A 26,047-nucleotide genomic window follows, 5' to 3' on the forward strand; every position below is an offset into this window, starting at 1 on the left:
TTATTTACTTGAATTAATCATATAATCAATGATTTCTTTTGTTTTTTCATCGCTTATATCCACTCCACCTTTAGGTGGCATAGTATTTATACCATTTATTCCATTATAATAAACTTGTTCTAAGCCTTTTTCCATAACCTTTATCCAAGCTTCTTTATCCCCAACAACTGGTGCTCCAATAGCTGCATTTGAGTGACAAGCTGAACAATTAGTTTCATAATCTACTTGTCCAGGAAGCATAATACTTGTATCCAATTTTGGTAACTCTCTAAGCGTTGAAAGTGGTTCATTTGCAGTTTTAGTTAAATCATCTTGAATTCTTAAAACAAGATTTTCAACATCACCTTGAATACAATCTTTCATACATCTAGTTCCAGTTCCATAATTTGTTGGATTACCAAGATATTCCGTCATATTTTTTACACCTTGAATTGGATTATCAGTTGTGTTTGTTTCAGGATAAAATCCATTTACATTTGGCATAACAATTTTCAAAAATTTCTCTTTATCTAACACATAATCATCATCTAATTCTTCACCATCTATTGTAATATCATTTAAAGATAATAAATAAGCAGTTAAAGCATAAGTTTCACTATTTGTTAAAGTTTTTGGAGCATTAAATGGCATCGATTCTTGAACATACCAAAATAATGTACTAGCATATGGCCAAAATGAACCTATTGTTTTATCAGGGCTTTCTGGATTTGGATGTTCATCTGCTGGATTTAGTCTTTGTTTTTTCAAACTTTCAACAGTTCCACCAGCTAGTTTTGGATAACCTTTTCCTCCACTTCCAAAATCACCATGACACATAACACATTGAGCATCATAAAGTTCAGCTCCCTCTTCTACACTTCCTTGGGCTTTTTTTGGTTGCCCATTTTCATCTAAAACAGCTTTTCCATGTTTCATATCAAATTCTGGTAATCCTGTACCATCATACATAACATCTAAATCCCAAGCTGCAATTTCAGTAGGAGTTGCATCTCTTCCTATATTAAACTTAGTACTATTTATATTTACATGGTATTGTGTATATTTTTCATCTTTTATCGGATATTTCACTCCTCCATCAACTGATGTTTGAGTTTCATTATTTGTACTTGATGATTTATCAGATGTATCATTACAACCAGTAGCTACTACTATAAAACCAACAGCTAAAAGAGCAATTTTAAGCTTTGTGATGTTTTCTAATATGAACATTGTTACACTCTCCTTTATCTGTAATTTCCCAAGTTACTATTGCATTTCTATGGTAAACTGACTCAACTCCAACGGCACTTGTTTCTTGATCAATTGTTGGTTGAATATTTCCAAAATCATCATAAGCACGACTTGAAAGAAGTATGGGTTTTCCATCCCATTTATAAATAAAACTAAATCTCGTCCAAGATTTTGGTAAAACTAAACCTTTAAGTTTTGCTTCAACCCAATTATTTCCACCGTCAAAAGATATATCAACACCTTTTACTGTTCCATGTCCACTCCAAGCAATACCTTCTATTTCTACCATATCACCAGCTTTTAGTTGTGTCCAAGGTTTTTCTGGACATGGTTTTGTAATAACTGAATTTACTTCATTTACCCAAAAGAATCTTATAGATTTTCCATCTTTTTGAAGCATAGTATATTTTGAAGTTTCTTCCTTTGCATGCCAAGGTTTGTCACTAAATTCTAATCTATTTAACCATTTAGTATTTAAATTACCTTCCCAACCTGGAACAACAAGCCTTATTGGATAACCTTGTTCTGCCCTTAAAGCTTCACCATTTTGTCCCCAAACAACCATCACATCATCAAGAGCTTTTTCTACTGGAATTGTTCTTGGATTTGAAGCATTATCACTTCCAACAGCTAACATCCAAACTGCATCTTTTTCTAAACCAATATCTTCAAGTATTGTTTTTAGCATAACTCCAGTCCATTGTGCTGAACTCATCATACCTTTCATAAACTGTAAGCTATTAAATTGTGGAGCTCTCCATTCTGGACTTCCATTTGCTGGACATTCGATAAAATATGTTCTTGTTTCACTTGGATATCTTTTAATATCTTCTAGTGTGAGAACTACCTCTTTCTTTACTTTACCATGAATCATCAATCTATACTCATTTGGATCAATGTGTGCTGTTCCACCATGATTTCTAGTAAAAAATAATCCATTTGGAGTAATTATCCCTTCACTTTCATGAATTGGGCACATTGATATAGATGCATATGCATCACCAGATGATAATAAATCATGAGTCCTTCTAATATTATTATGTTCATAAGGAGATGGTAATCCATAAGGATTTTTATTTACAACATCTCCAAGCTTCTGTCCCCAAGGTGCTTCATTTATAATTGCTGGATCATCTGCTCTTAAAGCAACTGGCGATAATACTGATGCAACACTCAAAGCTCCAGCTGAGTACATAGCAGTTTTTTTAAAAAAATCTCTTCTGCTAGTTACTTCTACAACTTCAGAATTTTTACTATTATCTAAAACTTTACTGCTCTCCAAGCTAACCTCCTATAAAAATTTATTTAAATCTATATTCTCAATTTGATTATAAATACCATAAGTTAAATTTAAACTTAAAATATTAAATATTCTTATATAGATTTAAAATTCTACACCCATTGAGTAGCATAAATATAGCATTAAAAATAAGTTTTTATTGATTATTTTATTTTCTTATAATTAAAAAAACAGCAAGTTATAATTTGCTGTTTTTTATAAAGTTTAGTTGATTTGAGGATTTACTTTAAAGAATTTATATAGTTTTCTAATAATTACCATTAAAAGTAAACCATCTATCATACTTGCAATAATAAATGAAAAATATTCAGATTCACTAATCAATCCATAATTGTATGAAAGCATTGCAATTGCAACCATAAAAGTAAGTGGCATAGAATCACTTAAAGCAAAAAGTGCAGTTTGTTTTGGTTTTAGATATTTTAAAAATACTAAATAAGAGCTAATAAACCTTATACTAACAATTGCACACATAATAAATAGTGCATGAGTTAAAATATCTAAAGTTATCATATCTAATTTTACAGTTGAACCAGTATATATAAAAAATATTGGAGCAAAAAAACCAAAACCAAAAGATTCTATTTTGTGTAGAAGTTCTTGTTTTTGATGAAAAAACATTTTAAAGAAAAGTCCAGCTGTAAATGCTCCCAAAACAACATCTATTTTTAAAATTAGCATAATAGATACTAATATTAAAAGTAGTGATATCGAAAATCTTATATCTTGGTCATGTTTATCATCAACATTATCTGGAATTAAATATTTTTTTACTTCAGGAAACCACCAAAAAGTCATATATGAAAATCTTAATAATAAAATCGTAGCAGCAACAACTCCTATAATAGTAAGGATAGAAATAAAGAAATTACTACTTAATCCATACTCTGTCCAACCAGCAAATAAGGTAAGTGCCAAAATACTTATTATTTCTCCAACAACACCTATTGATAAGGCAAGATTTAGCCATGGTTCTTCTTTTCCATACTCTTTTATAAGCATCATTAACATTCCAAGAGAGAAGATAGGAAGAGCAACAAAATAAGTTAAACCTAAATCAAAAATCCAACAAACAATACCTGAAATAGTGTATAGAAGTATAAAATATAAAATAACATTTACAGCCATAGTAGATTTTATAACTTTTACTAATTTGAAATTTATTTCTAATCCTGCTAAAAACATCAAATAAACAAAGCCAAACTTAGCAACAAGTTTTAATGTCTCATCATCATAAATAAGACCTAAATAACCACAAAGTAATCCTAACAATATTTCTATAACAACAACTGGTGTTTTTATAAGCTTTGAAATAAGTGGAGATACCATAATTATGGTACAAATCGTAATAATTAAAAGTATTTTTTCCATATTTTTCCTAAAAAAATATCAACATTTTATTGATTTTCATCTTTGATTAATCCAGCTTCTTTTAAAAATGGACTATAAATAAAAGTTAATTTTTTTATTTTGTCATATTTTGCATAAGATAGATATAAAATATCCTTTGCTCTTGTAACGGCAACATAAAAAAGACGTCTCTCTTCTTCCAAACTTCCACCTTTACTCATAAGTTTTCTATTTGGAAATCTTCCATCCATAAGATCTATTACATAAACTTCTTTAAACTCTAACCCTTTACTTGCATGGATTGATAAAAGGTTTACTCCTTCTCCTTCACTTAATTCACTTCCGCCTAAAATCATAGAATTGATAAATTTTGATAAATCACTAAAATTTCTTGAAAGATTTTTTAAAAGCATTGCTTTTCTATTGATTTTAGCTAAGGCTTTTGTTTTTTGTATTGGATTTATTGTTCCATCTTTTTGAGTTGCTCTTTTTGTAGATAAAAACTCTTTAATTTTTGAATAAGCCATTGATGAACCAATCATAGTTATTAAACTTTCAGGATTTTTTGTTCTTCTTAATTGTTTGAAAAGTAAATATAAATCATATAAATACTTTGCACTATCAACATTTAGTTTTGGATGTTTTAATATAGGATTTGATAAAAAAGATTCTTCAAAATTACAATCTTTATATTTAGATACACTTCCTAATTCTAAAAAATCATCAAAAAGTCCTAGTTGCTGATTTTTAACTTTTTTATTATCAAAAGGGTTATTTATAGATGGATTAGGAGAAAAAAGTCCCTGAAAAATATTTCCATCTCCTAAAGTAATCAAAGCATCGAACAAATCTTTTGCAACGGCTTTTCCTATGCCTTTGCCATGTTCTACTATATGAATAAATGCCATCATATCATTGTTTGAAACTTGTAATACCAAAATATCAAGTATAAATTTAACCTCTACTGAATCAAAAAAACTCATTCCACCTTTTCTTTTAGCTGGAATTGAAAACTCTCTTAAATTTGCTTCTATTCCATCTGCACTTGAGTTATTTCGATAAATTATTGCTATTTCATTATGTGGAGTTTGACTTTGTGAAATCAGTTTTGAAATATATTCATATTGAGAAAAAAGTTCATCAAAAGCTAAAAGTTTTGGCTGGTAAATAGCTTCACTTCTTACAACTTCAAGTTTTTTTTCATAAATTCTTTCATTGAACTCTATAACTTTTGTTGCTAAATCTAAAATAGGTTTAGTTGAACGATAGTTTTTTCTTAAAGTAAAAACATTTGAATCATTATATCTTTTTGAAAAAGTAGAGATAATTCCAATATCTGAACCATTGAAAGCATAAATACTTTGGTCATAATCTCCTACACAAAACAGAGATTTTGGTTTAAAAGCATCAAGTAATCTTCCTTGCAAAGGATTTGTATCTTGATATTCATCTACTAAAATTTCTTTAAATTCAAAATCTTTATCTCCTAAAACTTCAAGCATAGTTGTAAGCAAATCATCAAAGTTTACATATCCATACTCTTTTTTTAGAGTGTTAAACTCGTCAATAACATCTTCATATATTAAAGTATATATTTCATGTGCTGGACTTTTTTCTTTTATCCATGTTGAAAAATCTTCATTATTATGAGAATTTAAATATAAAGAGTACATATCGTATAAATATCCACCATCATAAGGCGAAGCTTCATCGCTTCTATCCATAAAAACTCGTTTTTCATATAAGGATTTAAATAAAGTTTTTAATTCATTTGGTTGTTTTAATGCAATATTTAAGTTTAGCTCTTTTAAAAGCTTATACGAAACGGAGTGAAAAGTTCCAGCTGTAATTTTTTTAGCTATCTCATTTCCAAATATTTTAGAAACCCTAGAAACCATCTCTTGGGCTGCTTTATTTGTAAAAGTAAGTAGTAAAATTTCTTTGGGATTAATACCAGAATTCAACAAATAAGATATTCTTCCAACAATCGTAGATGTTTTTCCTGTTCCTGCACTTGCAATTATAAGATTATATCCGCTTCTGCAAGTTGCTGCTAAGAGTTGTTCTTGATTTAAGTTTGATAGAGGCATTTTTAGGCTTATTTAATTATTGTATAAAGTGAAATCATTTTGGAATAGTATCATAAAAGTTTTAAGAAAGATTGAAAAAAAGACAAAAAAAAAGGTCGCCTAGGGGAAGCGACCTTTTCTACACAAGGAAACATAAAAAAATTATCTATTTAAGAAACTTATCTTAAAAATACTCGTATAAATTAAGCTATGTTAAACTTAACTTATACCGAAATTATACACTAAAAAGATTAATCGAAAATTAATTCGAACTCCATTTTGAAATATTTTCTACCTTTTTTTCATTTTCCACTAAAATAGTAATGTATTTAAAAGACCATATTATAAGGGCTAAAACTAACAAAATAGCACTTAACTCTATAAAAAAGATATAGTTTAAACCAAAATTTGAACTAATTGAAGCAAAGATTCTAATAAAAGTTAAAATCTGAACTGCAACAAAAACTGAAACTGCAAAAAGTTTTGTTTCTATTTTTCTTCCAGAGTGTCCTAAAACAACTCTAGTTCCAAATCCAACTAAAACTGTAACAAAATATCCAATAGCAATAGTATGAATTACAACTTTCTCAAAGAAAAAATTTGGGTTAATAAAAGCAAAAATTCCTTCAATAATTGATATAAAAAATGCAATTAAAATCCAATACAATCCCAAATGTAAAATCCAAACAATTGGAGGAACTTTAAAAGTTGGTAATTTCCATATAAATAACTCTCTTACTAAAAATATAAAAATAGGAATATCAGAAATTAGATTTAATTTAGGATTATCAAAAGATAGCAATATAACTTTTAAAATAAGTAATAGAAATAATATATCTAAAAGTTTGCTACTTTTATTTATAACATAGTTTGGAACCATAACTCTTGTAAAAAAAGGTATCATTCTTTGAGAAATTGCAAAAACAATCATAAATAAAAAGAGATAAAAACCACTATTTATAGCAACTTTTGATAGCATATAAGAGTTTGTAAACTCTAAATTTGAAGCAATGTAAAAAAAGTGAGATATAAGTCCAGCTATAAAAGAAATTAAAACCCATTTTGTATCATTTTTATCTTTCATAATACTTTTTTTATGAATTGAATATAGCAATTTAAAGCTCATAATCTGAACAATAAAAAGTATCATTTGGAAAATAAAAGTTATTTTTGAATAAAAAATCAAAGATAAAAAAATACCAATACTGGCAAATAAATATATAAAAAATTGCTTCATATATTCACTTACAGCTATTTCACTTTGCATCAAAAATTTTGGAAAAACAACAAATAAAAACCCTAAAAAAAACTGTATAAAAACAACAAATATTAAACTATAAGCATGATAAGTTAAAAGTGAACTATCTAAATTTATTATATTAGAGTAAGCAAAAGCAAATATTGTAATAAAAAGTATGAAAAAAACTATACCATTTGTAAAAAATGGTTGATGTGGCTGAGAAGCAAATTTTTTATACCAAGAATTCATAAAATCTCCTAAATATTAATTTAGAAGATTTTATCTATTTTTTATCAAATCTACCTTGATATTAAACAAGATCTAAAGATTATTCAACTCTTTACAAGCAATATCTAATTTCATATCACAAGCTTGTTTAAAATATTGTTTTGCTTTATTTTTATTTTGTGATAAAAACTTTCCATCAATATACATAACTCCCAAATTGTAACAAGCATAAGAATATCCTAAATCACAAGATTTTTGATATAGATTTATAGCTGTTAAAGGAGATTGTTCTACACCATCTGCATTATTGTATTTTAGTGCCAAAGAAAAACAAGCTTTAGGATTGTTTAATTCACAAGCTTTTGTATAAAACTCTACAGCTTTAAAATTATCTTGCTCTACACCATTCCCCTTTTCATACATTGTTGCCAAGTTAAGACAAGAAAAACTAATTCCATCTTTACAAGTTTTTATATACAAATCAACAGCTTTAAAACTATCACTTTGTACTCCTTGTCCTTTTTCATACATATATGCTAAATTATAACAAGCATTTTTATGCCCTTCATCACAAGCTTTTGTAAATAATTGAAAAGCTTTTTCATAGTTTTTAGCTATATGTTCACCCTTGTAATACATAAGTCCTAAATTATAACAACCAGCAAATGCACCTTTTTCACAAGCATTTTTAAATATATTTGCAGCTTCTAAGACATTACCTTTTTCAAGTTCTAAATAACCATCTTCTACCAAACTTGCATTTGATATTTGAAAAGAAAAAAATGATACAAACAAAAGTTTAAGTATATTTCTAATCATAATTAACTCCTTTAAAATAAAAAGATTTTACGAAACATGTTACTATTTTTAGATTAATTAAAGATAAATTAGAGAGATTTTAAAAGATTATAGCTTAGAATTTTTCTAAGCTATAATTATATTATTTTAGTGACAACTTCCACAACAAGAAGTTGATGTAGCATCTTTAAGAGCAGCTAAAACAGAAGCATAGTCTGGTTCAGAAGTTATTTCAGGAACTATCTGCTTATAAGTTATTTTCCCAGAAGGATTTATTATAAATATTGCTCTTGCAGTTAAACCTGCCAATGGTCCATTTGCTTGTAAAACTCCATAAGACTTTGCAAAAGCTTTTGCTCTAAAGTCAGATGCAACTTTTAGGTTTTCAATTCCTTCTGTTGTACAAAATCTTTTCATAGCAAATGGTAAATCCATTGAAATTATAACAACTTGGGCATTTTCTATTTTTGAAGCTTCTTCATTGAATCTTCTAGCTTCTGCAGCACAAACACCAGTATCTAGAGATGGAACTGCTACAACAATTTGAGTAAGACCTTGTTGTCCACCAATAGTAACATCACTTAAATCAGCTCCAACTCCACTTACAACAGGAGCTATATCTCCAACATTTACTTCGCTACCACTTAAATTTACTTCTAATTCACCTTTAAATTTTACTGTTGCCATTTTAAATCCTTTGTATTAATTTTTTATTATACTTTTTTCTTCTAATGCCTCTTTTTTTGCTTTTTCATTTATCTCATCAAATCTTTTTAATATAGCTTCAATACCATAAAAAAATTGAAAATAAAAAGTAAAAAACATAGGAATCAACAAAGAAAAAAACTCATAACTCTTTCTATAAACTATAAAATCATAAGTTTGAAAAGAAAAAGATGCAAAGAAAAGTAATAAAAAAAAGAAATAACCAAATTTTCTAAATTTCTCAAATCTTATACTATTACTAAATCCAAACATACCTTTCCTTTTTTTTTATGATATTCGTTTGTAATTATATTAAAATAGGATAAAAATACTCTTATTCTAAATCAAGAATTTTTACTATTTAATCTAATACAATTTTCTTCTAATACAATTTTTTTTCGTTCTATTAATTTTGTTAAAGTAGCCTTAAAAGCCTTTTTACTCATAGCAAATATATCTTTTATATCACTAGCTTCACTTTTATATGTAAAATTTACACTTCCATTATTGGCTTTTAATATCTCAATAACTTTATCTTCATCAACTTTTTGTCCTATTTTTTGTAAGCTAATATCCAATTTTCCATCTTCTCTTACACTTTTTACATAAGCTCTCTTTTTGTCACCTATTTTAATATTTTCAAAAATTTCAGAGTGAAAAATCATACCTTCATAAAGATTATTTACAATAACTTTAAAACCAAGTGGAGTTTTTGAATATAACAATATCTCAACCTCATCACTTTTATTTAAATTTTTTATCTCTTTTTTTAATTCAAATTTTTCAGAAGCACAAAGTCTATTTGTTCTTTTATCTAACTGAAGTTGAAGAACTTTATAAGTTCCTTTTACAAAAGTACTTTTTTGTTTATTCTTTGGAACTAAAATATCTTTTGGCAACCCAATATCTACAAAAGAACCAAATTTTGCATTGTCAACAACTTGTAAAAAAGCAAATTCATTTACATAGATATAAGGTTTCAAAGTGGTAGCAACAAGTCTATCTTCACTATCAGTATAGATAAAAACATCAAGTAAACTATCTATTGCCATCTCTTTTTTAACATAGGCATTTGGCAATAAAACCTCTTCTTCATCTAAACTTTTTAGGTAAAGCCCTGGTTCACTTGCTCTATAAATTTTTAGGGTATTTATCTTCCCTACTTCTATTTTTTTATTCATTTTGGTTTTTCCGTTTCATTTTTATTTTTTATATTTGATTAGCTTTACAACTCCTAAAGCAACAACTGCGACCATAATTATACTAGCTCCAGAGCTTATATCATAAAAATACGAAAATATAAGCCCAACTATTGTAAACATTGTAGCTAAAATTGAACTAATTATCATCATAGTAGATAATTTTGAAGCAAAATTTTCTGCTAAATATGTTGGAATTGTAAGAAGTGCGATTACAAGTATTAATCCAACAGCCTTTATAGCCGCAACTACACAAAGTGCTGATAAAATCAATATCAAAGTATAAAAAAACTTTACATTTATACCTCTTAAAGTTGCAAATTCACTATCATATGAAACTGCTAAAATTTCTTTATAAAAAAACAAAACAATTGCTATTATAAAAATATCTAATAAACTCATATATACTATATCTTCACTAGAAACTGCAATAATAGAACCAAAAAGGTAACTCATCAAATCTACATTATAGCCAGGTGTTAAATCCACAAAGATAATACCTATTGCCATTCCACTTGCCCACATCATACCAATAATTGCATCTATTCTGCTTCTATTTTTCAAAGTTATAATAGCTATGATGATGGCTGTAATTACAGCAAATATAGTTGCTCCAAATAAAACTGGAATTCCTAAAAAAATAGCAAGACCAATACCACCATAAGCACTATGTGCTATTCCACCAGTTAAAAATGTTATTTTATTTACTACTACTAAAGTTCCAATAACCCCAGCCGCAATAGATATCAAAACTCCTGAAATAAGTGCATTTTGTATAAAATCATATTGTAAAATTTCCATAAATATTTGCCTTTAATGTACGTGGTTGCAACAAATTTGTGTTTTACCTAAAGCTGAAAGAAGTTCAACTTCACAAAGATGGTCATCTGTTAAAGTAACATTTTTTTGTACTTGTTCTAAACTATGAAAAACTAAACTTCTATTTACATGAGCTACATTTTTTGCATAGTTTAATAGTATTGATAAATCATGACTTACAACAACTATACAAATTGATTTATTTAACTCTTTCAAAAGTTCATATATCTCTTGTTGCCCTTTTACATCAATACTTGCTGTTGGTTCATCCAAAAGCATAATTTTGGGATTGGAACACAAAGCTCTTGCAATAAACACTCTTTGCCTCTGACCTCCACTTAAATCACCTATTTTCTTATTTGAAAACTCTTTCATACCTACTTGCTCTAAAGAAGTTAAAGCACAAGCAATTTCATCTTTTGAATATCCAAAAAATCTTTTTTTACTACTTATATGTCCCATTAAAACAACTTCTAAAGCTGTAATAGGAAAATCAATATTTAAATTTGTATTTTGAGGAACATAGCCTACTTCACTAGTTTTTATATTTTTTTCTATTGTTCCATTTTGAATAGGTAAAAGCCCTAAAATCAGCTTTAAAAGAGTTGATTTTCCACCACCATTTGGTCCTATGATAGCTAGAAAATCATCATTTTTAATTGTTAAGTTTACATTTTCCAAAACATCTGTTTTTTGATATTTAAAAAAAAGTTTATTTATATTTATTAAATTCACTAAAAACCTTTATTTGCAACTTTGTTGCAATAGTATCAAAATGTCGATTAAATTTGCTGTTTTTTATTTTTATATAATTAAATGCTATAATAAGAGCAAAATCATAAGGAGTAAGTTTTGAAAATAACAAAAAAAAATATAAAAAGAATTAAGCTTAACTCAAATAATATTTATGGTAATGTGTCTTGTTCAATAACAAAAAATATAGATCTAAATAAGTTAGTTCAATCTATGAAAAATTATAGGTTGAAAAAGATTATCTTATCAGATGTTATGAAAACTAATTTAGATAAATTAGGTATATATTATGCAAAATAGACCAAAAGCTTTTATATTTGTCGGTGCAAATGCTTCTGGAAAATCAACATTTATTTCACATCTATTAAATAACAAAATCATTGCTGGAACTTATATAAATCCTGATTTAATACTGAAAGAAGAATTAAAATTAGAAGAAACAAAAGAAAACTATATTAAAGCTTTTAAAATAGCAGAAGATAGAAGAAATGAATTACTACAAAACAATAAAGATATGATTGTAGAAACTGTATTCTCTACACAAGAAAAAGTAGATTTTTTATTCAAATTAAAAGAAAAAAACTATGATATAGTAACTTTTTTTACAAATACAGAAGATGAACAAATAAATGTTTTATATCTTTATAATAGAGTTAAACAAGGTGGTCATGATGTGCCAATTAAAAAACTCATTGAAAGAAAAGAAAAATGCTTTAATAATGTAAAAAAATCAATCAAGAATATTGACTGTTTAATATTAATAGATAATTCAAGAATAAATGAACCACCCATAATTGTAAAAAGTATTTCTCAAGGGAATATTTGTTTTGATAATTTAGTTAATTTAAAAATAAACTGGATTGATGATTTGACAAAAGATTTGATTTTTGATGACTCAAATATCCAAAAAAGTCACTTGCAATTATGTAATAATATTATCAATTCAATGAATAACTACAAATATATTCTAACTAAAACATATAATGAAAAAAATAAGATTCTTCAACAATGAGATTTTAAAACCTAAGTATGAGTTACAAAGTATGAAAGGAAATGCTATGAAAATAAAATTATTTTCAAATTGTTTATTGTTTATCGTATTTTAATCTAAAATTTAATCACAAGAAAAATACTTTATAACCCACACTTAAATTTTTTCATTCCCAAGTTAATAACTTGAGAACGAATAAAAATAAAAAATCTATCTATTTTAGAATGTATATCTAGCACTTAACCAGAAATTTCTACCTGCTGGTTTATTATTATACTCATCATAGTAATTTGTAGTTCCAACTCTATCAGCTAAACCATATTCTAAATAATCTTTATCAAATAAGTTGTTTACTCTACCTATAAGAGTAAAATCTTTTGTAAACTTATACGAAGCACCTAAATTCCAAATAGAGAAATTTTTATAGTATAAATCTTTATTATTTCCATTAGAATCTGCATAAGTACTTCTATATCTATCGATATCTCCTGATAATTGTAAATATGTATTAAGTTTAGATGTAGCTTCCCAATCTAAAGTAGCATTATACATATGTTTTGGAGAATTAGATAATGGTTTATCATCTGCCTTATTCTCTGAATTTAAATATGTATAGTTTGCTTTAATAGATAAATTATCTAAGATATAATATTTACCAGCAACTTCAATACCTTTTATAGTAGCTTTAGCAACATTTTCTTTTTTACTTAATGAACCATTTGCAGCTCTTAAAGCTTCCCATCTATCTCCAGCTGTTCCTTTAAAATCACTATTTGTTTCAATTTTATCTTTAAAATTATTTTGGAATAAAGTAACATTGAAATTATGTTTATTTTCATGCTCATAGTAAGCTGCTATTTCATAACTTATAGATTTTTCAGGTTTTAAATCTGGATTTCCAATCATAGGATTAGCCCCTTGAGATCCAAATCCAGTAATACCATCATAAAGGTCGGTTGCCTTTGGAGCTTTATATCCAGTAGATACTCCTCCTTTAAACGTCCAACTATCAGTTGCGGCATAGCTTAGATAAACTCTTGGGCTTATATTATCTCCAAAATCTTCATGTTTATTATATCTTGCCCCAACAGTAAGAGTTAATGGATCTATAATATTCCAATTATCTTCTGCATATAGAGCATACTGATAATATTCTTTAGATACATCTGAGTTTCCTTTTTCCATACCAAAAACACCATCTTTAAGTTCAGATTTTTGATATTCAGCTCCTACAACTAAGAAATGATTATTTAAAGGTAATTCATATTTTGCACTATATGTAGTATTTTTTGATTGTAATGGTCTATCAGGTCTTGGTAACATAGCAAGAAAAACTGGGTCTTGCATTGCAGCAGCTAATTTTGCTTGATTTGCTGCACTATTTACATTACTACCACTATATAAATACCCCATATTTTTCATATATTCTCTTTCATCAAGAGTTGGAGGTAAAGTTCTTCCATTATTATTTGTATCCACATGATGAATACCAACTGTACTTTTACCAACAGCCCAATCAGCTTCCCAATTTAAAGCATATTGTTCTCTTTCAAATCTTAACTCATCTTTATACCCAGCTCTTTGTTGAAGTAAAGCACTATATGTATCATTCGTACCTAATGGATCCCCTATTGTGCCATCTCTTTTTATATAAGGTGTATTATCATATTTCTGTTTTGCTACATCATAATCAAATTTAATTGTATGATTTTCATTTGGAGTAAATGCCAATCCTGCGCCAAATGTCCAATCTTCATGCTTAACATTTCCTTTTCCTGAACCAAAACTATCATTTCCCTTGCTAACATCTGTTCCATTATAGTACAACTTAGCATATTCAGGATTTGATTTATCTACATCAAAGAAACTTCCTCTCAAACTTAAACCTAATTTATCTTTTACAATTGGTCCCATAATAGAAAAATCTACTCTATCATCATTTCCATAATCATTTTCTGTTTGGATAGTTTTAGCATAACCTATCGCACCTGTCCATTCATTTGATATTTTTTTAGTTATGATATTTATAACTCCACCCATTGCATCAGAACCATAAAGTGTACTCATAGGTCCTCTTACAACTTCTATTCTCTCCACCATAGAAAGTGGTGGAATACTTGCCCATTGAACACCGCCAAAACTATTTGGATATAAATCTCCATTATTATTTTGTCTTTTTCCATCTACAAGCAAAAGAGTATAGTCAGCACCCATACCTCTGATACTAACTTGTCCATTGTTAGTTTTATCATTTGTTTCACCTATATCAACACCTTCGATATCTTTAACAGCATCTAGTAAGTTTGTATATGGTTTTTTTTGTAAGTCTTCTTGAGTGATTACAGAGATTGATGCGGGAGCATCTGTTATTTTTTGTTCATACCCAGCAGCAGATGTTACAACTTGTACATCATCAAGTACAGTTGTTTCGTTAGCACTTAGTAGGTTGTACCCCCCCCCGTAAACTAGTAGAGCTGTCGCTACTGTTTTAGCCATTCGTATTTTCATTTTCTTCCTTTTTTTGTTTTTTTCGACTTAAAATTTCTTAAAATAGTTTTAGGAGAAACTATTTTATTATCTTTGTATTAATGTTGATAGCAACTATTAATAAAAGGTAAATGCCATCTTAATGTTTTAAACTTAAAAAAAGATAAAATCAATAACAATTATTAGAGATTTTTAGAAATTTATTGTTATATGTCACCTTTTAGGTAAGAATATAATATTCCTAAATATTCATGAAAAGCTAGTTCAACTTTTTTTATATTATTTGCATCAAAAAATGAAGTAGGATAAATCGTGCTATATCCTTTGTGTTGTGTAGGGCTTGGAAGTACGGTTAAACCCTCTTTTTCAAAAAGTAACACAGCTCTTTTCATATGACTTGCACTTGTTACTAAAATAACTTCTTCATCTTCTACTATTTTCTTTGTTTCTATTGCTTCCTCTTTTGTATCTTTTGGTGTATCAAGAGTGATGATATCATTTTCATCTACACCCAAAGATATTGCTAATTTTTTTTGCATTTGTGCATGAGAGTTTATATCATCAAAACTATATCCAGAAACTATTAGTTTTACAGCATATTGCTCATTCTTCAAATTATTATAGTGTCTTATACCATCAACCAATCTATTAATGGCAGTCTCTTTTACTTGAGAAGATATAGCCAAATTTTCATCACTTTTATGTGCATTTCCTAAAACTAAGATATAGTTTACTTTTGGTGTATCTATCAAAGCTGGATAATAATTTTCAAGGGGAGAAAGAAGAGCATTTGATACTATTTGATTTGATATTAAAACAAACCAAACAAAAGAAAAAACTAAAAATAATTTAGCTTTTTTATATGAATTCTTTAGTAAAAAGAACAGAGATAAAATTAATAAAAACAACCCTATTGGGATAGGTAGAAAAAAAGCAGAGATGATTTTTTTGATTACAAACATAGAAAAACCTTACAAATTTGATATAGATTTAAAACTATCTTTATAACACAAATTAACAAAATTTTTGGCAAAAACACCCAAAATTTAAGATAAAAAAAGCCTTTAAATGCTAAAACTCTATAAAAATTTTTAAATTGAGAGAAAATGAACAAAGTATATTTAACAGGAGCAGGTCCAGGAGATATTGAACTATTAACTTTAAAAGCCTGTAAAGTTATAAAACAAGCAGATATAATAATCTATGATAAATTAGCAAATCCTGATATTTTAGATATGGCAAAAGATGGATGTGAGTTTATATTTGTAGGAAAAGAGTCTGGAAAACATATAATTCCACAAGATGAAATAAATGAGATAATATACCAAAATAGTTTAAAATATGATGTTGTTGTAAGGCTAAAAGGTGGAGATCCTTTCGTATTTGGACGAGGAGGAGAGGAAGCACTATATTTAAAACAAAGAGATGTTAAATTTGAAATAATTCCTGGAGTTACTTCAAGTATTAGTGTTCCAGCTTATGCTGGAATTCCTGTAACTCATAGAGGAATAACTTGTTCTTTTAGAGTTGTAACGGGGCATGAAACTCCAGATAAAGATGTTTGTCAAATAGATTGGGAAAGTTTTAAAACAAATGAAACAATAATTTTTTTGATGGGACTTCACAATATTGAGTTAATAAAAAACAGACTATTAGAAATTGGAAAACCATCAAATACACCTTGTGCTATTATCTCAAAAGGAACAACAAAAAATCAAAAAGTTGTAACTGGAACTTTAAAAGATATCGTACAAAAATCAAAAGATATGCCAACTCCCGCTATTATAGTAGTTGGTGAAGTTGTAAAGCTAAGAGAAGAGTTAGATTGGTTTAGTTAAATCTTATCTTTTATCCCAAGAGTTTATATAATCTTTTACTTTTTTATCAAAAAGTTGCATTCTTTCTTTTCCTTTGGGAATGATAGTTCGTAAAGATTTTAACTCTTTTAAAAAATCTTCTACATCTTCTGGTATTACTTTTAAAAGATACTGCTTAAAATTTTTAGCAAATGCAGGAGAACTTCCACTTGTTGAGATAGCAACTGTTAAATCACCTTTTTTTATATACGAAGGGAAGATAAAATCACAATATTGTTGTAAATCTACACAATTACATAAAATATTGTGATTTCTTGTTTCAAAGTAAATACTTTCTTGTAGATTAAAATCATCAACTGCAACAATAACAATATCAAAATCTTTTATATCACCTTTTTCATAAGCTCTTTTAAAAAATTTTAAGTTATTTTCATCTATCAAACTTTTTGTTTGAAGTAGATAATCTTTTGCTATTAAAGTAATATTTGAAGAAAAATTTAGAATATGAGTTAGTTTTTCTAAAGCTATATTTCCACCACCAACAATTAAAATACTCTTATCATCAAACTTTAAAAATGCTGGAAAATATGCCATAAATAAGCCTTTTATTTTATAATATCTTTAATAGTTTCTATAAATTCATCACTATCATTTACACATCTACAAACTTTATAATCTTTTATTCCTAAATTTTGTGCAATATGTCTATATTCAATATCTAGTTCAAAATCCGTTTCAGAGTTATCAACGATAAAAGACAATGGATATATGATGACATTTTCATCTTTGAAATTTTTTAACATTTCTTCAAGTGATGGTTCAAGCCATTTTAAAGGTCCAACTTTTGATTGATATGCTAGATTTATTGATTTAAAAACTTTACCTTTTTCTTCTAACTTTTGCTTTAAAAGTTCTATTTGTTCAATCATTTGTCTTTGATATGGATCTCCATTGTCCACTATTTTTTGTGGTAGTCCGTGAGCTGAAAATATTAGATTGTAATTTGTTTCATCATCAATATTTCTTAAAATTTCATTTACAATACTGTTGTTAAAACTATCATTTTTATAAAAATCATATATTACTTTTATTTTAAAACTATTTTTTTCATATTTTAAAAAATCTTCTAAAGAAGATTTTGTAGTAGTTGTAGAGTATTGTGGATACAAAGGAAGCAAAATAATCTCTTCTATACCATCTTTTTTCATTTTTTGTATTACTTCATTTGCAAAAGGTGGCGTATATCTCATAATTTGGTAAGTTTTAAAATCTTTTATTTGTTCATTACATTTTTCAACCAGTTTTTCTGTAAGAGGATTGATAGGAGAGCTATTACCTATTTTTTCATAATTTTCCCAAGCACTATCCAATCTTTTATTTACAATAACAGAAGCTACTATTTTTCTAATCAAACTATTTTTTATTGTTAAAATATTTTCATCATTAAACATATTTGTTAAAAACATTTTTAATTCATTTTTGTTTCTAGCTCCGCCCATATTTAGTAGAACTATTGCTCTATTTGTTTGCATCTTCTAACCTTATTATTTTATTACTACACCATTTTGCCATATCTATATCGTGAGTTACCAACAAAATAGCACTATCTTTCAAAAGTGTAATTAAAAGTTTCATCACATCATAAGCTATTATATTATCAAGTGCGGATGTTGGTTCATCTATCAAAAGTAAATCTGGCTTTTGTAAAATTGCCCTTAAAATAGAACATCTTTGAAGCTGTCCGCCACTTAACTCATAACTTTTTTTATGTAAAAGTTCCAAATTTAGACTTAATTTTTCCAAAATAGTATCTATCTCTTCTTTAAAATCTCTTTTTACAACATCACATATTTGTTCATAAATCGTATATGTTGGATGAAAAGAGTTAAATGGGTCTTGAAAAATCATCGCTATTTTTGATTTGTATATTGTTCCTTTTTGTGCTTTTAAATTGCCTAATATAAGTTCAAAAAGTGTTGTTTTTCCACTTCCACTTTTTCCAAAAATAGTTACAAGTTCTCCCTTTTGTAAAATCAAATTAAAATCTCTATAAATTGGACTATCTTTTTTGTAATAAAAAGATAGATTTTTTATCTCTAAAACTACATTTTCCAAATAAATATTCCTTTGTTTTTAATCTACACAATCATTATACAATAATAAGCAAAACTTCTAATTGTAATAGCTAAAAAAACCATAGTTATTAAGCAAAAAAACAAGAAAAGATTGATAAAATTCTTGTCCAAATTTAAAGGAGTTTAAAATGAAAAAAATAGTTCTTGCAACTGTAGCAATGGCTGCTTTCGCTTTTGCTGATGCACCTGCTGCTTATGTAACATGTAAAGCCTGTCACGGGGTAAAAGGTGAGATAAATATTACTACTCAAAGTAAATCTCATGTTCCTGCTAATCAAACTAAAGCTGAAATTGAAAAAGCTTTACATGGTTATAAAGATGGTTCTTATGGTGGTCCTATGAAAGCTTTAATGAAAGGTCAAGTTGCTAAATTGTCTGATGCTGATATCAAAGCTTTAGCTGACTATATGGGTAAATAATTTAGATTATTTTTCTATTCTTGAGGAAGATTTTTATCTTCCTCTTTTTTTTGCTCTTTTTTAGCTTCTTTTACAGAATTTTCTTTTTTTATTGCATCATTTAAATCTTCTACACTATCAAAAAGCAATCCATTTGTCATTTTTGAAGAATCATCAAATTGTCCTGATTTTGCTCCCCAAATAAATAACATTAACATTCCTGCAGATATTATCAAACCTACAATTAACATAAAAAATAGTGTATCATCAATCATAATTTATTTTAATCCTTTTTTTATTCTCAGTGAGTTTAAGATTACAATAAGTGAACTTAAACTCATAGAAAGTGCTGCAAACAGTGGTATTACATATCCTAACATAGCTAATGGTATTGTAACAGCATTGTAAACAAGTGAAAAAATCAAGTTTTGTTTTATATGCTTATATGTTTTTTTAGATATTACAAAAGCATCTTTTAAAGCTTTTAATTTTGAATTAAGTAAAACTATATCTGAAACACTCAAAGACACATCAGCAGAATTTCCCATAGCAATCGAAACATCGCTACTTGCGAGTGCAACACTATCATTTACACCATCCCCAACCATAACAACAATTTTTCCAGAATTTTTTAACTCTTTTATATAATTTGCTTTTGATGTTGGAGTTTGAGAAGAATAAAATTTTTCTATTTTTAGATTATTTGCAACTTTGGAAGCTACATATTTATTATCACCTGTTAGCATAATAACTTCAACTTGCTCTTTTTTTAAATAATCTATCAACTCTTTTGCATCATCTTTTATATCATCTTCAAGTTCAAAAATAGCAACAACTTTTTTATTTATGGCAAAAATATATAAACTATTATTTGTAGTAAATTCAAACTCTATTCCAAACTCTTTTAGAAGTTCAATATTTCCACCTAAAATTTCTAAATCTTCAAAAGAAGCACTGAGTCCTTTTGCTTCAATATTTTTTATATTTTCTAAAAATAATTTCTGATAAGTAATATTTTCTTGTAAATATTTTTTGATACTTTGACTAATAGGATGATTTGAACTATCTACCAAAGAGAATAGTAAACTTAAATTTTTTTCATTTTTATCAAAATATGTCGCATTTACAATGCTTAATTCACCTTTAGTTAAAGTTCCAGTTTTATCAAAAATAACAGTTGTAGCATTTGCAATAGTTTCTATAAATTTTGCTTCTTTAAAAAGCAGTGATTTTTTAGCCAATTGTGAAATCCCAACCAAACTAGCCATAGGAGTTGCAAGTGCCAATGCACAAGGGCAAGCTATGATTATTACAGATACAGCTACCATAAAAGACCGCTCAAACTGATTTATACCGTCAAAATAAAATCCTAAATCAAGCCCTAGAAAATACCAGACTAAAAATGTAATAAATGCTATTGTTAATATTGTCGCACTAAATTTTCTTGAGATTTTATTTGCTAGAGATTGGATTTTTGGTTTTGAATTTAGTGAGTCTTCAAGTAAAGTAACGATAGATGAAAAAGTTGAATTTTTAAAATCTTTTGTAACTTCAAAATGTACTAATGAGTCTAAATTTATAGTTCCACTATATACATTATCACCCTCTTTTTTATATACAGGCAAACTCTCTCCTGTTAAACTAGATTCATCAAAACTTGCACTTCCAAAAGTTATTTTTCCATCAACTGCAACTTTTTCACCAGTTTTTATCTCTATGATATCTCCAACTTTTACACTATTTAAAGCAAGTACTTTTTTTTCACCATTTTTTATAACTGTTGCTTCCAATGGAATAGTTGATTTGATCTTATCCAAAGTATCAACAGCCGATTTTTTACCTATTACTTCCAAATATTTTCCAACTAAGACAAAGGTTATTATCATAGCTACAGAGTCAAAATAGCTTTCACCTCTGGTAATATGAAATAAAACTGCCATAGAGTATGTATAAGTCAATGTTGCACCTGTAGAAACAGCCAAATCCATAGATACAATTTTATTTTTTAAGCCAAAATAAGCACCTTTGTAAAATACCCAACCACTAAAAAACAAAACTGGGGTTGTAAGTATAAACTCTGCAAAATGTATCATCTGTTTTACTTCATTACTCATTCCAGTAAAAAATCCTGTATATTTTGCAACACTTAACATCATAATATTCATAGTACAAACAACTGCAACCATCATTCTTATAAAATAATCTTGTTTTGCCTTATTTGCTTCAATATCAGCTATACTTGAATCATAAGCATAAGCGTTATATCCAATAGAACGAATTTTTAAAATAATTTGTGATAATTTAATAACTTCAGGGTTAAAAATAATTTTAGCTTTATTTGTAGTAAAATTTATATTTGCTTCAAAAACACCTTTGGTATCATATAAAACCTTTTCATTTAACCAAACACAAGCTGCACAATGAATTCCCTCTAGGATTAAATCAATTTGTAAAAAACCATCTTTTGTAAAAGTTGTGTAGTTATCTAAAAAATTTTGTGAATCAAATTTATCTAAATCATTGTTTGAAATTTCTAAAGGTGGAGCTATTTTTTTATTTCCAAGTTTCTCATAAAAAGATTCTAAACCATCACTTTTTAGGATATGATGAACATTTTGGCAGCCATTACAACAAAATCTTAAATCATTCTCTTTTATCATTATTTCATCATCAAATGATAAATGACAATGATTACACTCAACTTTTGGCAAAAAAACACTCCATTTTTATTAATATTAAACTTCTTATTAAAATTTTTGTGTATTATATCTTAATAATTTTCAAAGAGTGGTTTAATGAATAACGATATATCAAATCTTAAAAATATTACAGTTTTATATGTAGAAGATGAAAAGGATTTAAGAGAAATAACTTCTTCAATTTTACAATCTTTCACAAAAAATCAGTTTATTGCATCAAATGGTCAAGAAGGTTACAATCTTTTTTTAGAAAATGAATTAGAAATAGATTTAATTATTACTGATATAAATATGCCAATTTTAAATGGCTTAGATATGATAAAAAAGATAAAAGATATAAATAAAAAAGTTCCAATCATTGTAACAACTGCCTTTTCAAATAAAGAATACTTACTTGATGCTATTGATATTGGTGTAGATAAATATGTTTTAAAACCAGTTGATATTTCAAAACTACTACATGCAATGGCACAATCTCTAAATTATCATGAACTAAAAGATTTATATACAGATGCATTAACAAATCTTTCAAATAAAAACAGATTAAGAAAAGATCTAAAAAAATTAAATTATGAAATTATGGCTATGATAGATATTGATGATTTCATAGCAACAAATGATCTATTTGGAGAAGAAATAGGTGATAAAATATTAAAAGAATTTGCACATAAAATGAGAACATTTTTTGATGTTGATGAATATTTGTTATATAGAATTGAATCAGATAAATTTGCAGTTGTTCCCAAAAATCAGATTGTAATTGAAAAGTTTTTTACTATTTGTAAAGAATTCCTAGAAAAAATAGAGGGTGAAACATTCTTAATTGATGAAAATGAAATTGATGTAAATATTACTATTGGAATTGCACAAGGAGAAGGTCCACAGGCATATAAATATACAAAAAGAATTATAAGTTATGCTAGAAAAAAATGTCAAAAGATTATGCTTTATGATGATTCATACAATATTCATAAATCTTTCGAAGAAAATATTAAATGGATAAAACAGTTAAAACAAGGCTTTAAAGATAATCTTTTGAAAGCATATTTCCAACCAATAGTAGATACAAGAACAAAAGAGATCATAAAATATGAAGCACTGATAAGATATATTTCCCCTGAAGGTGTTGAGTTTGGTCCATATAGCTTCTTACATATTGCTAAAAAAACAAAAATGTACTCAAATATTATAAAAGTTGTTTTAGATGACTCTTTAAAATTAATAAAAGAAAAGCATAAAAGAGTATCTGTAAATATATCTTATGAAGATATTTTAAATGAAAAAACTACGAAATATATTTATGAATTCTTAGAAAAAAACAAACAATATTCATCTAGTTTAGAGTTTGAAATACTAGAATCAGAAGAAATTTTAGATTTTAATCTTGTTGATACATTTATTGAAAAAGTATCTTTATATGGTTGTATTGTAGGGATAGATGATTTTGGAGCAGGATATTCAAATTTCCATCTTTTATCGACTTTAGCTATAAACTTCATAAAGATTGATGGTTCTTTAATAAGAAATGTTCACGAATCAAAAGATTTAGAAATTATTGTAAAAACTATCTCCAATATTGCAAAAGAGTTCAACATCAAAACTGTTGCAGAGTTTGTTGCGAATGAAGAAATTTACAATAAAGTAAAAGAATTAAATATAGATTTATCACAAGGTTACTACTTCGATAAACCTCTAAGTTATGAACAAATTGACTAATTAATTTAGCCAGTTTGATACTATTTCATCTTTATTAAAAAGCTTTGATTTAGTTCTTGCAATACTTGCTATAGATAAAATTTCTTGTGTGGCTTTATGAATATTTTCGTTCACTATCAAGTAGTCATAGTCTGTAAAAGATTCTATTTCAACTTTAGCATTTCTTAATCTTTTTTCAATCATCTCTGAAGAGTCTGTATCTCTACTAACCAATCTTTGTTCCAATATTTTTAAAGTTGGTGTTGTAATAAAAACCGAAGTTATCAAAGAATTTAACTTTTCTCTTAATATCTTATGTCCTTGAACATCTATATCAAAAATTACTAACTTTCCTTCATTTAAAGCCTGTACTATTGGTTGTAATTTCGTTCCATAATAGTTGTCATGAACATTTGCCCATTCTAAAAAATTTCCATTTTCTATGTCTTTTTCAAATTCTTCTTTAGTTACAAAAAAATAATCAACTCCATTTTCTTCAACATCTTCTCTTTTTTCCCTTGTTGTTGTTGAAATAGAAAAAAAATAGTTAGGAATATTTTTATAAATTTCTCTTAAAAGTGTCGATTTTCCGCAACCGCTAGGACCTGAAATAATTAAAATTGCACCTTTAATCTCTTTTATCATTGTTCATCCTTTAAAGATATTTTTATATCAATAGTTTCACCACGACTCAATTTATCAACTAAATCTTGATTTAATTTTGTTAAAAGTGGTTTTAAATCATCAATTTTAAATTTACTTAATATAAGATGGTACTGTTCTTCTTCATTTAGTTCAAATTCGTAATCTTTTACTTCATCTAAAGCTTCATCTATTATTTGTGAAATATCTTTCCAATCTTCTTCTTTGATAGTAGTTGAAGTATCTTCTAAAATTGTATTTATCTTATTTAATTCAGTATTGTCTAAAACTCCACCTTTTTGTAAAGCACTTAAACTCACTATACTTTCGTCTTCTTCAATATAATCTTCTTCTACTTCAAATTCTATATTATCCTCAAGTTCATCATTTATAAAATCTACTAAAGGGGTTACAATATCTTCTTCATTTTCAGTAACAAAATGAGACAATCCTATATTATCTTTCTGGTCTTGTTTTATAATCTCAATTTGTTCTTTCAATAAACTTTCAAGTTTTGTTGGAAGAAAAGGTCTTGGAATTAAAAAATCTCTTGGCTTATCAAAAGGTAACTCTTCAGCACTTATAGCTCCAATTTTTTGTGCAAATCTTTTAATTTTTATAAATTTACTATCTAAAAAAGGCTGGTCAATTATTATCAAATCGTATTTTGCTGAAACACTATTCGTATTTTGGATAATAAGCTCAATCTTCAATCTTTTACATACTAGAGAAAAAATATGCTCAATTATAGCTGTGTTGCAAATTAAAAGTAATTTCACTTTATAATCTCCCTTAAACTAAAATCCTCTAACTTATATACTTTATCACATTTAAAAGCTAAATCATGTTCGTGTGTTACCAATATAAGTCCTGCGTCATAATTCTTTATATAATCAAATAATGAATCCATCACTATATTTGCTGTATCTTTGTCTAAATTACCTGTTGGTTCATCTGCAAAAATAATTTTTGGTTTTTTCATCAATATTCTAGCAATAGATAATCTTTGCTGTTGCCCACCACTTAACTCTCCAACACCTTGATTTATAATATGTTCTATATTTAATGCTTTCAATAAATCATTATCTAAATTATTTTTACTTAAAAGTGTAGCAATTTGCAAGTTTTCAAAAGCACTAAATCCACGAAATAAATAATGTGCTTGAAAAATGATACCAAAATCATCTCTTCTAATTTTTAGTAAATCATTTTGTTTTAGTTTGTAGATATCTTTACTTTGAAAAACAACATTTCCAATTGTTGGCTTTAAAAGGGAAGATAATACATTTAACAAAGTAGATTTTCCACTTCCACTTGTACCTATAATAGCGATTGATTCTTTTTTATGTAAGCTTATATTTATATTTTTAAAAAGTTCATAATCAAAGTTATGAGATATATTTTTTGCTTCAAGTAGAGTCGATGCAAGGAGTGTATCCTTCTTGAAATTTTCACTCATTGCATACCCTTTTTATATTTTCATAGTTAAAGA

General features: G+C 27.1%; 26 protein-coding genes. 5 read left to right on the plus strand and 21 right to left on the minus strand.

Annotation, left to right across the window (positions count from 1 at the left end):
- The 11 genes from CRU91_RS09660 to CRU91_RS09710 all read right to left on the minus strand — a co-directional run bounded on the left by CRU91_RS09660 (position 1) and on the right by CRU91_RS09710 (position 11,673).
- On the minus strand, positions 1-1,209 hold the full coding sequence (locus CRU91_RS09660) for a c-type cytochrome (protein ID WP_113895021.1): 1,209 nt from the start codon (positions 1,207-1,209) through the stop codon (positions 1-3).
- Positions 1,178-2,512 (minus strand): sulfite dehydrogenase, encoded by a 1,335-nt coding sequence (gene soxC, locus CRU91_RS09665; RefSeq protein WP_113895022.1) that lies wholly within the window; start codon positions 2,510-2,512, stop codon positions 1,178-1,180. The genes CRU91_RS09660 and soxC overlap by 32 nt, the downstream gene beginning before the upstream one ends.
- A gap of 222 nt (positions 2,513-2,734) precedes the next feature.
- Positions 2,735-3,901, minus strand: a complete 1,167-nt coding sequence (locus CRU91_RS09670; protein ID WP_113895023.1) for a cation:proton antiporter — start codon at positions 3,899-3,901, stop codon at positions 2,735-2,737.
- Positions 3,902-3,927: 26 nt separating this feature from the next.
- Complete coding sequence (locus CRU91_RS09675) at positions 3,928-5,970, minus strand: ATP-dependent helicase (RefSeq protein ID WP_113895024.1); 2,043 nt, start codon at positions 5,968-5,970, stop codon at positions 3,928-3,930.
- Positions 5,971-6,211: 241 nt separating this feature from the next.
- Positions 6,212-7,438: an NnrS family protein gene (locus CRU91_RS09680; RefSeq protein ID WP_113895025.1), complete on the minus strand. Its 1,227-nt coding sequence runs from the start codon at positions 7,436-7,438 to the stop codon at positions 6,212-6,214.
- Positions 7,439-7,510: 72 nt separating this feature from the next.
- On the minus strand, positions 7,511-8,236 hold the full coding sequence (locus CRU91_RS09685; RefSeq protein WP_113895026.1) for a tetratricopeptide repeat protein: 726 nt from the start codon (positions 8,234-8,236) through the stop codon (positions 7,511-7,513).
- A 126-nt stretch (positions 8,237-8,362) separates the two neighbouring features.
- Entirely contained in the window at positions 8,363-8,902 is a 540-nt protein-coding gene (gene prx-suh, locus CRU91_RS09690) for a thiol peroxidase Prx-SUH (RefSeq protein WP_113895027.1), read from the minus strand.
- Between the two features lie 15 nt (positions 8,903-8,917).
- Positions 8,918-9,193, minus strand: coding sequence for a hypothetical protein (locus tag CRU91_RS09695; protein ID WP_113895028.1), 276 nt, complete (start codon positions 9,191-9,193; stop codon positions 8,918-8,920).
- A 71-nt stretch (positions 9,194-9,264) separates the two neighbouring features.
- Positions 9,265-10,101, minus strand: coding sequence for a CvfB family protein (locus tag CRU91_RS09700; protein ID WP_113895029.1), 837 nt, complete (start codon positions 10,099-10,101; stop codon positions 9,265-9,267).
- A 21-nt stretch (positions 10,102-10,122) separates the two neighbouring features.
- Positions 10,123-10,920 carry a metal ABC transporter permease gene (locus CRU91_RS09705; RefSeq protein WP_113895030.1) on the minus strand — a complete coding sequence of 266 codons (798 nt, stop codon included), beginning with the start codon at positions 10,918-10,920 and terminating at the stop codon, positions 10,123-10,125.
- 12 nt (positions 10,921-10,932) lie between these two features.
- The gene (locus CRU91_RS09710; RefSeq protein ID WP_113895031.1) at positions 10,933-11,673 is read right to left on the minus strand and encodes a metal ABC transporter ATP-binding protein; all 741 of its coding nucleotides are present in this window, start codon (positions 11,671-11,673) and stop codon (positions 10,933-10,935) included.
- Positions 11,674-11,790: 117 nt separating this feature from the next.
- On the opposite strand from CRU91_RS09710, the gene CRU91_RS09715 reads away from it, so the two are divergent.
- Together CRU91_RS09715 and CRU91_RS09720 are read left to right on the plus strand one after the other, a co-directional pair.
- Positions 11,791-11,991, plus strand: coding sequence for a hypothetical protein (locus tag CRU91_RS09715; protein ID WP_113895032.1), 201 nt, complete (start codon positions 11,791-11,793; stop codon positions 11,989-11,991).
- Entirely contained in the window at positions 11,981-12,703 is a 723-nt protein-coding gene (locus CRU91_RS09720) for a zeta toxin family protein (RefSeq protein WP_113895033.1), read from the plus strand. The genes CRU91_RS09715 and CRU91_RS09720 overlap by 11 nt, the downstream gene beginning before the upstream one ends.
- A gap of 198 nt (positions 12,704-12,901) precedes the next feature.
- Here CRU91_RS09720 and CRU91_RS09725 read toward each other — a convergent pair whose 3' ends face one another.
- Together CRU91_RS09725 and CRU91_RS09730 are read right to left on the minus strand one after the other, a co-directional pair.
- Positions 12,902-15,190 (minus strand): TonB-dependent receptor domain-containing protein, encoded by a 2,289-nt coding sequence (locus tag CRU91_RS09725; RefSeq protein ID WP_113895034.1) that lies wholly within the window; start codon positions 15,188-15,190, stop codon positions 12,902-12,904.
- Positions 15,191-15,375: 185 nt separating this feature from the next.
- Positions 15,376-16,131, minus strand: coding sequence for a YdcF family protein (locus CRU91_RS09730; protein ID WP_113895035.1), 756 nt, complete (start codon positions 16,129-16,131; stop codon positions 15,376-15,378).
- Between the two features lie 144 nt (positions 16,132-16,275).
- Between CRU91_RS09730 and cobA the strand changes: the two genes are divergently transcribed.
- Positions 16,276-17,007, plus strand: a complete 732-nt coding sequence (cobA, locus tag CRU91_RS09735; protein ID WP_113895036.1) for a uroporphyrinogen-III C-methyltransferase — start codon at positions 16,276-16,278, stop codon at positions 17,005-17,007.
- A 3-nt stretch (positions 17,008-17,010) separates the two neighbouring features.
- On the opposite strand, the gene CRU91_RS09740 is transcribed toward cobA, so the two are convergent.
- Genes CRU91_RS09740 through CRU91_RS09750 form a run of 3 tightly spaced genes read right to left on the minus strand, consistent with a single transcriptional unit; the run spans position 17,011 to position 19,101 of the window.
- On the minus strand, positions 17,011-17,580 hold the full coding sequence (locus CRU91_RS09740; RefSeq protein WP_113895037.1) for a precorrin-2 dehydrogenase/sirohydrochlorin ferrochelatase family protein: 570 nt from the start codon (positions 17,578-17,580) through the stop codon (positions 17,011-17,013).
- A gap of 11 nt (positions 17,581-17,591) precedes the next feature.
- The gene (gene hemH / locus CRU91_RS09745) at positions 17,592-18,518 is read right to left on the minus strand and encodes a ferrochelatase (protein WP_113895038.1); all 927 of its coding nucleotides are present in this window, start codon (positions 18,516-18,518) and stop codon (positions 17,592-17,594) included.
- Positions 18,505-19,101 carry an ATP-binding cassette domain-containing protein gene (locus CRU91_RS09750; protein WP_113895039.1) on the minus strand — a complete coding sequence of 199 codons (597 nt, stop codon included), beginning with the start codon at positions 19,099-19,101 and terminating at the stop codon, positions 18,505-18,507. The genes hemH and CRU91_RS09750 overlap by 14 nt, the downstream gene beginning before the upstream one ends.
- A gap of 148 nt (positions 19,102-19,249) precedes the next feature.
- On the opposite strand from CRU91_RS09750, the gene CRU91_RS09755 reads away from it, so the two are divergent.
- Entirely contained in the window at positions 19,250-19,540 is a 291-nt protein-coding gene (locus CRU91_RS09755) for a c-type cytochrome (protein WP_113895040.1), read from the plus strand.
- Positions 19,541-19,554: 14 nt separating this feature from the next.
- Here CRU91_RS09755 and ccoS read toward each other — a convergent pair whose 3' ends face one another.
- Both ccoS and CRU91_RS09765 read right to left on the minus strand, forming a co-directional pair.
- On the minus strand, positions 19,555-19,794 hold the full coding sequence (gene ccoS, locus CRU91_RS09760; RefSeq protein ID WP_113895041.1) for a cbb3-type cytochrome oxidase assembly protein CcoS: 240 nt from the start codon (positions 19,792-19,794) through the stop codon (positions 19,555-19,557).
- A gap of 3 nt (positions 19,795-19,797) precedes the next feature.
- Entirely contained in the window at positions 19,798-22,230 is a 2,433-nt protein-coding gene (locus tag CRU91_RS09765; RefSeq protein ID WP_113895042.1) for a heavy metal translocating P-type ATPase, read from the minus strand.
- An 84-nt stretch (positions 22,231-22,314) separates the two neighbouring features.
- Here CRU91_RS09765 and CRU91_RS09770 point away from each other — a divergent pair, with 84 nt between their 5' ends.
- Complete coding sequence (locus CRU91_RS09770) at positions 22,315-23,934, plus strand: EAL domain-containing response regulator (RefSeq protein ID WP_113895043.1); 1,620 nt, start codon at positions 22,315-22,317, stop codon at positions 23,932-23,934.
- Here CRU91_RS09770 and gmk read toward each other — a convergent pair whose 3' ends face one another.
- The 3 genes from gmk to CRU91_RS09785 are packed head-to-tail and all read right to left on the minus strand — an operon-like array spanning position 23,935 to position 26,014.
- Positions 23,935-24,558 carry a guanylate kinase gene (gmk, locus tag CRU91_RS09775; protein ID WP_222718450.1) on the minus strand — a complete coding sequence of 208 codons (624 nt, stop codon included), beginning with the start codon at positions 24,556-24,558 and terminating at the stop codon, positions 23,935-23,937. It lies immediately after the preceding gene.
- Positions 24,555-25,334, minus strand: a complete 780-nt coding sequence (locus CRU91_RS09780) for a hypothetical protein (RefSeq protein WP_113895044.1) — start codon at positions 25,332-25,334, stop codon at positions 24,555-24,557. The genes gmk and CRU91_RS09780 overlap by 4 nt, the downstream gene beginning before the upstream one ends.
- Positions 25,331-26,014, minus strand: a complete 684-nt coding sequence (locus CRU91_RS09785) for an ABC transporter ATP-binding protein (RefSeq protein WP_113895045.1) — start codon at positions 26,012-26,014, stop codon at positions 25,331-25,333. The genes CRU91_RS09780 and CRU91_RS09785 overlap by 4 nt, the downstream gene beginning before the upstream one ends.
- Between the last annotated feature and the right edge of the window lie 33 nt (positions 26,015-26,047).

This window comes from Aliarcobacter vitoriensis, from assembly GCF_003316695.1.
Classification (GTDB): domain Bacteria; phylum Campylobacterota; class Campylobacteria; order Campylobacterales; family Arcobacteraceae; genus Aliarcobacter; species Aliarcobacter vitoriensis.

What these genes read in the sequence shown, in the direction of transcription:
- CRU91_RS09660 (WP_113895021.1), bottom strand. Translation starts at nt 1,209, where the DNA reads ATGTTCATATTAGAAAACATCACAAAGCTTAAAATTGCTCTTTTAGCT.
- CRU91_RS09670 (WP_113895023.1), bottom strand. Translation starts at nt 3,901, where the DNA reads ATGGAAAAAATACTTTTAATTATTACGATTTGTACCATAATTATGGTA.
- CRU91_RS09675 (WP_113895024.1), bottom strand. Translation starts at nt 5,970, where the DNA reads ATGCCTCTATCAAACTTAAATCAAGAACAACTCTTAGCAGCAACTTGC.
- CRU91_RS09680 (WP_113895025.1), bottom strand. Translation starts at nt 7,438, where the DNA reads ATGAATTCTTGGTATAAAAAATTTGCTTCTCAGCCACATCAACCATTT.
- CRU91_RS09685 (WP_113895026.1), bottom strand. Translation starts at nt 8,236, where the DNA reads ATGATTAGAAATATACTTAAACTTTTGTTTGTATCATTTTTTTCTTTT.
- prx-suh (WP_113895027.1), bottom strand. Translation starts at nt 8,902, where the DNA reads ATGGCAACAGTAAAATTTAAAGGTGAATTAGAAGTAAATTTAAGTGGT.
- CRU91_RS09695 (WP_113895028.1), bottom strand. Translation starts at nt 9,193, where the DNA reads ATGTTTGGATTTAGTAATAGTATAAGATTTGAGAAATTTAGAAAATTT.
- CRU91_RS09700 (WP_113895029.1), bottom strand. Translation starts at nt 10,101, where the DNA reads ATGAATAAAAAAATAGAAGTAGGGAAGATAAATACCCTAAAAATTTAT.
- CRU91_RS09705 (WP_113895030.1), bottom strand. Translation starts at nt 10,920, where the DNA reads ATGGAAATTTTACAATATGATTTTATACAAAATGCACTTATTTCAGGA.
- CRU91_RS09720 (WP_113895033.1), top strand. Translation starts at nt 11,981, where the DNA reads ATGCAAAATAGACCAAAAGCTTTTATATTTGTCGGTGCAAATGCTTCT.
- CRU91_RS09725 (WP_113895034.1), bottom strand. Translation starts at nt 15,190, where the DNA reads ATGAAAATACGAATGGCTAAAACAGTAGCGACAGCTCTACTAGTTTAC.
- CRU91_RS09730 (WP_113895035.1), bottom strand. Translation starts at nt 16,131, where the DNA reads ATGTTTGTAATCAAAAAAATCATCTCTGCTTTTTTTCTACCTATCCCA.
- cobA (WP_113895036.1), top strand. Translation starts at nt 16,276, where the DNA reads ATGAACAAAGTATATTTAACAGGAGCAGGTCCAGGAGATATTGAACTA.
- CRU91_RS09740 (WP_113895037.1), bottom strand. Translation starts at nt 17,580, where the DNA reads ATGGCATATTTTCCAGCATTTTTAAAGTTTGATGATAAGAGTATTTTA.
- hemH (WP_113895038.1), bottom strand. Translation starts at nt 18,518, where the DNA reads ATGCAAACAAATAGAGCAATAGTTCTACTAAATATGGGCGGAGCTAGA.
- CRU91_RS09755 (WP_113895040.1), top strand. Translation starts at nt 19,250, where the DNA reads ATGAAAAAAATAGTTCTTGCAACTGTAGCAATGGCTGCTTTCGCTTTT.
- ccoS (WP_113895041.1), bottom strand. Translation starts at nt 19,794, where the DNA reads ATGATTGATGATACACTATTTTTTATGTTAATTGTAGGTTTGATAATA.
- CRU91_RS09770 (WP_113895043.1), top strand. Translation starts at nt 22,315, where the DNA reads ATGAATAACGATATATCAAATCTTAAAAATATTACAGTTTTATATGTA.
- gmk (WP_222718450.1), bottom strand. Translation starts at nt 24,558, where the DNA reads ATGATAAAAGAGATTAAAGGTGCAATTTTAATTATTTCAGGTCCTAGC.
- CRU91_RS09785 (WP_113895045.1), bottom strand. Translation starts at nt 26,014, where the DNA reads ATGAGTGAAAATTTCAAGAAGGATACACTCCTTGCATCGACTCTACTT.